This is a genomic window from Morganella sp. HMSC11D09 (genome assembly GCF_001807955.1).
GTDB lineage: Bacteria > Pseudomonadota > Gammaproteobacteria > Enterobacterales > Enterobacteriaceae > Morganella > Morganella morganii.
Window position 1 is genome coordinate 1 of sequence record NZ_KV791685.1, and the last position, 9,323, is coordinate 9,323.

Annotated in this window: 11 protein-coding genes; all 11 read right to left on the reverse strand. The window is 53.0% G+C overall.

Annotated features, from left to right (window positions below; genetic code table 11):
- Nucleotides 1–229: 229 nt before the first annotated feature.
- Entirely contained in the window at nucleotides 230–670 is a 441-nt protein-coding gene (locus tag HMPREF3119_RS09095) for a YgiW/YdeI family stress tolerance OB fold protein (protein ID WP_135695985.1), read from the reverse strand.
- 160 nt (nucleotides 671–830) lie between these two features.
- Nucleotides 831–1,973: a nickel/cobalt efflux protein RcnA gene (locus HMPREF3119_RS09100; RefSeq protein ID WP_029602872.1), complete on the reverse strand. Its 1,143-nt coding sequence runs from the start codon at nucleotides 1,971–1,973 to the stop codon at nucleotides 831–833.
- A gap of 12 nt (nucleotides 1,974–1,985) precedes the next feature.
- Nucleotides 1,986–2,255 carry a metal-sensing transcriptional repressor gene (locus HMPREF3119_RS09105; RefSeq protein WP_009653703.1) on the reverse strand — a complete coding sequence of 90 codons (270 nt, stop codon included), beginning with the start codon at nucleotides 2,253–2,255 and terminating at the stop codon, nucleotides 1,986–1,988.
- Nucleotides 2,256–2,358: 103 nt separating this feature from the next.
- On the reverse strand, nucleotides 2,359–3,657 hold the full coding sequence (nirA, locus tag HMPREF3119_RS09110) for an MFS transporter (protein WP_070579436.1): 1,299 nt from the start codon (nucleotides 3,655–3,657) through the stop codon (nucleotides 2,359–2,361).
- Nucleotides 3,658–3,892: 235 nt separating this feature from the next.
- Nucleotides 3,893–4,651, reverse strand: a complete 759-nt coding sequence (locus HMPREF3119_RS09115) for a hypothetical protein (RefSeq protein WP_029602874.1) — start codon at nucleotides 4,649–4,651, stop codon at nucleotides 3,893–3,895.
- 53 nt (nucleotides 4,652–4,704) lie between these two features.
- A complete protein-coding gene (locus HMPREF3119_RS09120; RefSeq protein WP_029602875.1) occupies nucleotides 4,705–5,625 on the reverse strand; it encodes a class I SAM-dependent methyltransferase in 921 nt (306 codons plus the stop codon).
- A 63-nt stretch (nucleotides 5,626–5,688) separates the two neighbouring features.
- On the reverse strand, nucleotides 5,689–6,051 hold the full coding sequence (locus HMPREF3119_RS09125) for a hypothetical protein (protein ID WP_223610883.1): 363 nt from the start codon (nucleotides 6,049–6,051) through the stop codon (nucleotides 5,689–5,691).
- Nucleotides 6,052–6,200: 149 nt separating this feature from the next.
- Nucleotides 6,201–6,890, reverse strand: coding sequence for a hypothetical protein (locus HMPREF3119_RS09130; protein ID WP_029602877.1), 690 nt, complete (start codon nucleotides 6,888–6,890; stop codon nucleotides 6,201–6,203).
- 13 nt (nucleotides 6,891–6,903) lie between these two features.
- Nucleotides 6,904–7,641, reverse strand: a complete 738-nt coding sequence (locus HMPREF3119_RS09135; RefSeq protein ID WP_009654087.1) for a HupE/UreJ family protein — start codon at nucleotides 7,639–7,641, stop codon at nucleotides 6,904–6,906.
- Nucleotides 7,642–7,685: 44 nt separating this feature from the next.
- The gene (locus tag HMPREF3119_RS09140) at nucleotides 7,686–8,051 is read right to left on the reverse strand and encodes a hypothetical protein (protein WP_029602878.1); all 366 of its coding nucleotides are present in this window, start codon (nucleotides 8,049–8,051) and stop codon (nucleotides 7,686–7,688) included.
- A gap of 657 nt (nucleotides 8,052–8,708) precedes the next feature.
- On the reverse strand, nucleotides 8,709–9,323 hold a 615-nt coding region (locus tag HMPREF3119_RS09145; protein WP_371327754.1), incomplete at its 5' end, for a recombinase family protein.

Sequence of the window (9,323 nt, forward strand, 5' to 3'; positions counted from 1 at the left end):
GGCCGATTCCCACGCGGCAGCGGCGCCCGGTGGGTATTTGCATTCACTTGACTCCCCATTTGCATTTTACTTGACTGCCTGTTTGCACTTCTCTTGGTCATCTCCAACAGAAAATAGAGACAGTTTCCTTCCGAGTTGACCGGCAGCTATGAGCGATCAACGGACATTCAAATGACGAACTACATATGAACTGGACAATGTAGTTCGTCATACTCATGATCCTTCAAATTTAAGGCTTTTTGATCACCTCAACGTTCAGGCTCGTAGTGCCATTCTCACGGCTTATCTGCCCGCTCACACGCACCAAATCCTGCGCATCGAAGTGCTGCCCGTTCCAGACTTTCTGTGGAATACGAACTTTGATGGTTCCGGTTGGATCGCGGAACGTATACCACTCTTCCTGCTGCTGGCTGATGACATTGCCTTCCAGTGTGATCCACGCCCCTTCGTGCATCGACGGCACGGCCTGAATGCGGCTTTGACTGTTTTCCTGCTGAACCTTATGACCGGCATACATGCGTTCAGTGGCGACTGGCTCTTTCTCTGCGGAGAAACCGCCTTGCGCTGCCAGGGCTGGAATGACGATGAATGAAGCGAGCAACACGCCGGTGACGTTGACGAGCTGGCGACGAATCTGACTGAAGTATTGTTTTTGCATAGCAGGTTCCATTTATGATTTCACATCCTCCCAGGGGGGATGCCTTTATAATAAATGAGCGGCTATAAAAGCTCAATTGCAATCCCCTGTGGGGGATGAAAATGTGACAGGCTTCAGAGATAAAAAACCCACCAATTGGTGGGTTCAGGCATGTGGCTTTTACAAGAGAAAATCAGCGGGTAACGCCGATCCAGCCATGGTAGCCCATGTAAATGCCGACCAGGGCTATCAGTACGCTTGAGAAGTATGGGGCACGGCGTGCCAGAGTATCCAGGCCACTCCAGCGTTTGGTTGCCTGGCGAACGCTAAACGCCGCAGCTGCACCCACAGAAACCAGCGTAATTGCTAAGCCGATGCTGAAACACAGTACCAGCGCGGCACCGAGCGTAAATTCCTTCACCTGGATGCAGAGCAGCAGAACGGTGATGGCCGCCGGGCAAGGAATAAGTCCGCCGGTCAGCCCAAACAGGATAATCTGCCCGGTGGTTACGCTGCGATTGGCAAAACGTTTCTTGATGTCGTTCGCATGGGCTTTTTCGTGAGCGTCCTGGTATTCGCGGGAATTAACATCCAGCCCCTCCAGTGCGGAGTGATCGTGGTCATGGTCGTGACCGTGCTCATGCTCGCGAAACTCCACATCATAATCGTGTACATGCCCACGATGGCCTAAAGACAGGCGCACATCAAAACTGTGTGGCTCAGGGATCGCCAGGGCTGATTCCATAAACCCGTCTTTTTCAACGAAGTCGAAAACCTGAGAATAGGTTCCATTGCCCCGCCTTGTGGCTACAGAAATGTTGCTGGCTTCCCACTTTCTGCCGCTGAGCGTACGTAAACGCCAGTGAGGTGGCTGTCCTTCCTCGAAAATAGAGAGTTCAACGCTGCCGTGGCCGGTATCTATAATCCGGGTTTCATCATGTTCGTGATGACCGTGGGAATGCTCCTCTTCCTGCTCCATTTTCCATAGCTTCTCACCGCGCCAGGTACGCCAGAACATCCATGCTGCCGTGGCAAGAATGATGATGGCCGAAATTAACTGGAACCAGGGCTCCGCAGATTCAGCGGTGAATTTCTGACTGACATACATCCCACCCATGGCAATGAGCCAGACCACAGAGGTGTGCGAAATGGTCGCCGCCAGTCCCAGCAGAACCGCTTGTTTCACCGTTCCACGAATAGCCACAATAAACGCCGCCATCATCGTTTTGGAGTGTCCTGGCTCCAGTCCGTGCAGCGCACCCAGCAGGATAGCGCTGGGAATAAACAGCCAGGCATTGGCTACGCCTTGCTGCAGAAGAGCAGAAAAATCAGTCATGTTTCGCTTGCCTTAAAGATATTTGGTGATCTCTTTAAATTCGCTTAGCGTTGTTTCAGTTCCGGCATGATCGGCATGAAGCGCATCCTCCAGGCAGTGATCAAGATGGTCATGAATTAAGGTACGCTTTGCATTCGTTATCGCTTTTTCAACCGCATGCAGCTGTTGGGCGATATCCAGACACGCTTTTTCATCTTCGAGCATCTGGATGGTACTTTTCAGGTGCCCGGCGGCACGCTTAAGTCTTTTAATAATGTCAGGGTGTGATGCGTGAACAGTCATATCTTATCCTCTCCAGGTGGAGGGGATAAGATAATGTGTATCATCGCTATGGTCACATTTTTTATCGGCTTATCCTCTCCTGCCTGGTTGTCTTTCAGGGAAATTACTTCTCTTTCTTCGGCCATGACGGATGTTCATCGTCGATGACGAAATCATGTTCATGAGTGGATGCATTATTCGTTTCGGCGTCGGTATGGCTGTGCAGCTGAACATATTCTTCATGCTCAGGACGCCAGATAAGCACGGCGGTGAGCAACGACAGCGCCGCTACGATGGTCAACGCGATGAACGAAGCCTGTGTGCCCCATGTCGCGCCGACCCATCCGGCCAGCGGATAAGTCACCAGCCAGCATGAATGCGACAATGCAAATTGAGCGGCAAATAGCGCGGGTCTGTCTTCCGCCGTTGATGAGCGGCGCAGCAGGCGGCCACTGGGGGTTTGAGAAAGTGAATATCCGACGCCCAGCAATGCCCAAAGCACAACCAGAGTGAAGTAATCCATCAGGAAAATACCCAGCCCCAGGCCAATCACCAAAAGCGCGGCCCCCACAAGCATCGGCATGCGGTCGCGCATTTTGTCGAGGAGTCTCGGGAGAACCAGTGCAGACACCATCGACCCGACACCGAAGAAGGCCAGCGCACTGGCAGTCGAGCGCTGTGATAAACCAAAGTCAGCCTGTACCAGAACAACGGTATTGACGATAACCATCGCGCTTGCCGCTGCCACGGCCATATTGAGTGCCAGCAGACCACGCAGCCTTGGTGTTTTCAGGAAGATGCGCATGCCTCGCGTCGTTTTGTCATAGACGCTGCGTTTGACGGTTAACGCTTTCATTTTTGGCAACGACACGGAAACAACCAGAGCCGCAGAGGCGAGGAATCCGACTGCCGTACCGGCAAACAAATTATGGAAACTCATGACTGTCAGCAGCGCCGCCGCCAGCATCGGGCTGATAACGCTTTCAAGATCGTAGGCCAGGCGTGACAGAGACAGCGCCCGGGTATATTCACGTTCGTCAGGGAGAATGTCCGGGATCGTCGCCTGGAAAGTCGGTGTAAACGCTGCCGAAGCAGACTGCAGGAAGAAGATCAAGATGTAGATTTCCCAGATCTGAGTGACAAAAGGCAGCGCGATCGCCACCAGAGCGCGGACTAAGTCCAGCGTCACCAGCATGGTGCGACGCGGGAATTTATCGGCAAAGGCCGCCGCTACCGGCGCAACCAGAATGTAGGCGCTCATCTTGATAGCCAGCGCGGTACCCAGCACAGCACCAGCCCTGTCTCCGGCCAGATCATAAGCTAGCAACCCCAGCGCGACGGTCGCCAGACCGGTGCCGATAAGGGCGATAACCTGTGCCATAAACAGGTGGCGATAGGTACGATTAGAAAGAATATTGAGCATCAGGAATTCTCTTGGCTTAAATTTACATCCCCCCCGGGGGGATGATGAAAGCATAGAGGGACCTGGAAAAAATGACAAGCATTATCCTGGTGGGGAGGATGAGTGATTTACCAACCATCTGATATGTTGAATAAAAAAAGCTTCAGGTATCCCAGCGTTATACCTGAAGCAGCATAAAAAGTGTCGAAGGTGTTATCACCGCTTCCTTGCGAAGCCCCTTCTGACGAGAAAGGTGTTAACTCAGAAGTCCCAGGCAGGTTTTCAGACTCAGCCGTGTGGCTTCAACATCGCTATGGACGATGGTGCACCAGTCATCACGGTTAGCCCGAACGTCGTCCAGCCAGCTATTCAGCGCCTGATTGAAGGCCATGGTTTTCTCGCGCTGAGGCCAGCTCATCTGGTTAGCGCTGTAAATATCCTGCCCGGGCTGTGGCATCTGTACGGTTTGCTGCGTCGACATCCGGGAAGTCACCGACCAGGTATCAGAGTTGCCATCCCAGGAAGGCATCACCGGGAAGCCCGCGCCGCGCAGGGCTATATCCCAGGTGGCATCAAACAGGCATGTTTTCCCGTTTAACTCAAAAGTCACGGTGTCATGAAATCCCTGGGTTTGCGGCAAAATAGCCAGTATTTCCGGAGGAACGGGCAAGTCAGCCCAGTCAAACTGCACCAGTTTTCGCCTTGCTGTAATCCCACCGGCAACCAGCAATCGTTCGGCCGCGGCGGCTTTATGACGACAGTCGCCAAAACCCTGCTCAAACAGGCTCATGCTTTGGTTATTCCATGACCCAAGCTGATAGGGCATTCGCCTGACCAGTTCAAAAATGGCTCTCCGCAGTTCCGTTGAGCCCGGTTGAAGCCCGAGCGACTGTAAAATCCAGCCCGGCGTTATCGTCTCCTTAGCAGTGCGGCGAGCGATAATTCTTTGCCATGTATCACTGACTTTTTCGGCCAGAGAGGCTGCCAGGGTTTCCCCCGGCAGTAATGTTGTCATCAGCAACGCTCCTGTGGTGGTGAGAAAATGTCTGCGCGTCAACATATCGGGCGTTACACCTCCACGCTGCGACGAAGTGCCGACATAACCAGTGATTCACAGACCACTTCATCGTCCTGTTCACGGTTTACCCCAGGGAAAACCATTTGACTCACCGGGGATGAACGAAGCCGGTGATAACGGGCAATCGCGCCATTCATTCCGCCCATTTGCTTACGTCGAACCAGCCGGAGTCCTTGCTCCCACGCGACTTCATCCATCGCGCTCGCCAGAACAGGATCATGATTGAAGATTAAGACGCCATCCCCTTTCAGCAGACGGGCTGCGCTGCGAAGGAATGCCGTGTAATCCTGTTCGAAATAGGCTGCGGCCTGAGAGTAGATAATATCGACCTCACCGGCCCGAACTCCCTGCTTCTCCAGTACGCACAGCCCGGCAGCCGTCACGTAGGGATGCTCAGTCACCCCCTTTGGCAGCGATTCGTGCCATGGCGTGAGATTGGTGAAATGCAGGAATGCGCTCTCCCCGAGCTGCTCCCTGAAGCTCTGGGCAAGTCCGGAAATTGCCGCCTGATGGCTGGTCGCTTCTTCAGCACGAAAACCTGCCCAGGCAGCACCAATTTCAAGGAAGGTGACGGTACCGTTTTTGTGATGAATGTTTTTTGCATGGTGGGCAATATCGAACCCAATTTCTCGCGCCAGACGAAACGAACCACCGCTGGAGGTCCAGGGGCCATCGAAACCAAAGGCAAGAATGGCTTTCAACATCGAGCCCGTTTCTTTGTGCATCATTTTCAGGAACGGAATGACCTTACGTCGTGAAGGAACAGGGACGTTCGGACGCAGTTTTTTGGCCTGGAGATCGCGATTAACGCCCATGCACAGTGTCTGCCAGTGCAGAGGGGTAATTCGATAATTAAGTTCAGTAAAATTACGCGCAATCTCGCGACGCGCCTGTATGGAGTCTGTGTACATAGCCTCTCCGCTAAATCTGAAGTTGGTAAACGCCAGGAAGCAAACTGCTACCGGCAACAGCCATCAGATCTGGCGGGTGCTTGGAGGGCGGTAAATGATGTCCGTGGCCTTAACCGGGCTGCGAAGATCGGCAAGCGGCAACCATCTGTCTGCTACAGGAGAGAGGGAGATCTCCACAGAGGGCGGCTGCTGAGGGGTTTCATGGAAATGGTCTGTCTGATGATGGCCTGCGTGACCAGACTGAGGGATATCCGAGTCGTGGGAGTGATCCTGCACTGTCATGGTGACTTCTGCATCATGCAGATTCATCTCGTAACCAGTCAGGCCGTTGGTACCGTGTGACGCAAACGTGCCCATCGACGACATCATCATGCCAACGGCCATGATGACAATCATCAGAATATAACGGGGTGAACGTTTAAACATCAGATACATCGCTGGCGTTTCTCTCAGGCAGTCTTCATAACATAGAGAAAAGATTAGCATCCCCCCGGGGAGGATGTAAGAGGCGAAAGTGTAAAGTCTTGTATTGCCGGAATGAATAAGATGGGCCCGCATTATACGGGCCCGATTAATCAGATTACGCGCTTAATGCTCTGGTATTCGCCATTGGTATCAAGCTGGATAGTAATCGTCTTTGAACCACGATTTCGCCAGAACCAGCCATGCTTACCGTCAAAGGCCGCCTGCAACACACCATCCTTTGAGGTTATCTGGCGGCCCTTACCATAGCCGTGGTAAAACCCTTTCGGTGCGTTAACCGGATCGCCGTGTGCATCCACGTTGACAGGTCCAGAGCTTGTCCACTGGTAAGTCACCCGGGCATCCTTACGCATTTCCATCTTAACTTCAGCCGCTTCATTCGGTTTCAGAGTAATTAACAGCTGATTGCGCTGAGAACCGGCAGTTGGGGCTTCTGGCGCACGAGTTGTCGCCGGAACGCTCAGCTCCGGGTAGTTGTTTTGCGTGATTGTCGGCGGGTTATCCGCCACCGGGCGCTCATTCGTCGGAGTGGTTGACTGCCCCCACTGGCTCGTACTCGCCTGTTTGTCCGTGGCGGCTTCCTCCGCCAGCTGCGTTTTGATTTCGCCCATCTGTTTAAGGCCCAGCAGGCGGCCAACGCCCGTTGGATCGATACCATATTCTGAAGGCATCACGATGGTTATCAGCAGCGTTAAAGCAACAATAGCCGCCAGGATAGTGGACTGCATCAGCTTCATCGCAGATGGCAGCTCTGCGCGGGTCGGTAAATCGGTGTTATACATTCTCTTTTCTCCCTCAGGCTAAAACGTAGCCACAAATCTGGTAACTCATTAACAGGAAACCGGCGCTCATCATCACCACATTGGCGGTGTAGGCATGGCGGAAAAAGCTCGCCGTCTGCCGCCAGTAACTCATGATGATAAGGATGGCGCTCAGCGCCAGAAGCTGACCTATCTCGACCCCGACATTGAAGGCAATCAGGTTGACGAACAGGCCATCGGGGGAAATTTCGAACTCCTTGATTTTGGTCGCCAGGCCAAAGCCGTGGAAGAAACCAAAGATAAGCGTCGCCATCTTCGTATTAGGCTGAAAGCCAAACCAGCGCTGGAACGCGCCAAGGTTATCAAGGGCTTTGTAGACCACAGACAGTCCGATAATGGCATCAATGAGATAAGCGCTTACGCTGATGTCAAAGAACGTCCCAATGAGCAGCGTTGTGGAGTGTCCGATAGCAAACAGGCTGACGTACAGCCCGATATCGCGCATTTTGTAGAGAAAGAAAATCACGCCGAACAGAAACAGCAGGTGATCGTAGCCGGTCACCATATGCTTCGCGCCAAGGTAGATAAACGGGATGATGTTAATCCCGGTGATTTCCTGGATGTACCCTTTGTCGCCTTCGGCTACGCCATGTGCGGCCGCACCCTGGCTGTAGAAAAGCAATAACAATATGAAAAACAGACAAGCCGAACGCGCCTGAGTCGAAAACAGGCCACCGCTCAACCGGCCTTGTAAATTAAGGCAGGTGTTCATACAAAATCCTTACAGTTTGAATAATAACGAATTAACAGCAGTTATTACGCAAACAGGGATCTCGGAGGGCGTTCGGGGGTGGCCTGTGGCATTCGCAGAATTTGTTCTGAACTCAGCGCAAAGGTCGCCCGTATGCCCGCGTTCCAGGCCTGCAAAGCAGTCAGGGTGAAGAGTTTGTTCAGATCGTGGGAATGATCGGCATTGAGGTGGTGCACATTACCGTGCGAGTGGAACAGCAGCGGATCGTGCTCATTCAGCGGTTCATCGCTATCGTGCTGATGGTCACTGATGGTCGTTGTATCCTGGACGTTGTAGACAGCCTGTGGTTTTGCCATAAGCGAACTGCTCAGCACGGCAACAGCCATGATGATAAGCACGATTCTGGAAATGACTTCACGGCTAAAAAACACAGTCAACGGCATCCTGATGATACAAGGTAACAACGTGCGTAATGTATCTGTTTTGCTGACCCCATTTCAACAGGTCTTTTGGGGTTGGGGGTTTAATCACTGCGGAATCGTAGCGTCCGCTTTTGGCACACAGCAGCCGTTAAGATGTAAGGCCTTACGCCAACTAAATCTAATGGGACAGATTTAGTTGGTGATGGTCAAGTAATCTGCAAACGGTCACCAAGTAAAATGCAAATGGGTAGTCAAGTCCGATGCAATTACGCAGCCCGGCAAGGTGGGCCGATTCCCATATCGACATGTATGTAGCTTGTGTTATCCGTGGATTGTGCAGCTCAGCGGGTCGCTGGTCGTATGGCGTAGTGTCCCCCGTAACCGGCCGCGTGCGGCCGCTAACGCGCAGTACGGCGCCGCGACCCGAAGGCGGGCCGCCGTTCCCGCGCGCAGGCGCGCGGCGCCCACTGCGCACCACCGTGGGGGACGTGCGGCAGCTGCGTGGCGGCGGGCTGGGTTATGGCTTTGCAGGGAGGGGCTGGGCCGGGCGATACGGTCAGCGTTGCGGTTTCCGGCGATTTGCGGCCGGTGCCCGTTTAAGTCCGGCGTGGTCGCCTTCCATGCCCTGACGGGCATAAGAAAATAAAACCGCCATGCTGCGGTCATTCATGATTTTGTGGTGTAGCGATAAATAGTCATGCGAGAAACGTTGAAGCGCTTAGCAACTGCACCAACTGTCATTTCAGGATCAGCAAGTAAGATTCTAATTTGTTTAACATCTTCTTCAGAAAGTGACGGTTTTCTCCCTCCCACACGGCCCCTTGCGCGTGCAGCTGCAAGGCCTGAGCGCGTTCTTTCAATATTGCGGTTGCGTTCAAAGCTAGAGAATATCGCCATCAGATGAGTATAGATTTCCCCTATAACTGGCGCATTTGTGTCTATTCTGTCCTTGATGGCTATGAAAGTTATTCCGCGTTTCTTCAGGTCGTCGAGTAAAGTAATGACTTGACCCAATGAACCGCCGAGCCGATCTAGTGCCCAAACTACTAGGGTATCTCCCTCGCGCAATGCTTTCAGGCAGTTCTCCAGTTCCGGCGCACCTTTTTTGTCGCGCTTGGGGCCGCTACGTGAGGTCTGATCCTGATAGATTTGCTCACATCCAGCTTTTGTTAGTTCGTCAACCTGGTGCGCCACATCCTGAAGATGCGTAGATTTACGTGCATAGCCGATTTTCATTCTTTTCTCGCTAATTGGGGTCGGTTCCGGCTGAGGGCGAAATGA

Excerpts from the sequence above, each read along its gene's own strand:
- HMPREF3119_RS09095 (WP_135695985.1), bottom strand. The coding sequence starts at position 670 with ATGGAACCTGCTATGCAAAAACAATACTTCAGTCAGATTCGTCGCCAG.
- HMPREF3119_RS09100 (WP_029602872.1), bottom strand. The coding sequence starts at position 1,973 with ATGACTGATTTTTCTGCTCTTCTGCAGCAAGGCGTAGCCAATGCCTGG.
- HMPREF3119_RS09105 (WP_009653703.1), bottom strand. The coding sequence starts at position 2,255 with ATGACTGTTCACGCATCACACCCTGACATTATTAAAAGACTTAAGCGT.
- nirA (WP_070579436.1), bottom strand. The coding sequence starts at position 3,657 with ATGCTCAATATTCTTTCTAATCGTACCTATCGCCACCTGTTTATGGCA.
- HMPREF3119_RS09115 (WP_029602874.1), bottom strand. The coding sequence starts at position 4,651 with ATGACAACATTACTGCCGGGGGAAACCCTGGCAGCCTCTCTGGCCGAA.
- HMPREF3119_RS09120 (WP_029602875.1), bottom strand. The coding sequence starts at position 5,625 with ATGTACACAGACTCCATACAGGCGCGTCGCGAGATTGCGCGTAATTTT.
- HMPREF3119_RS09125 (WP_223610883.1), bottom strand. The coding sequence starts at position 6,051 with ATGTTTAAACGTTCACCCCGTTATATTCTGATGATTGTCATCATGGCC.
- HMPREF3119_RS09130 (WP_029602877.1), bottom strand. The coding sequence starts at position 6,890 with ATGTATAACACCGATTTACCGACCCGCGCAGAGCTGCCATCTGCGATG.
- HMPREF3119_RS09135 (WP_009654087.1), bottom strand. The coding sequence starts at position 7,641 with ATGAACACCTGCCTTAATTTACAAGGCCGGTTGAGCGGTGGCCTGTTT.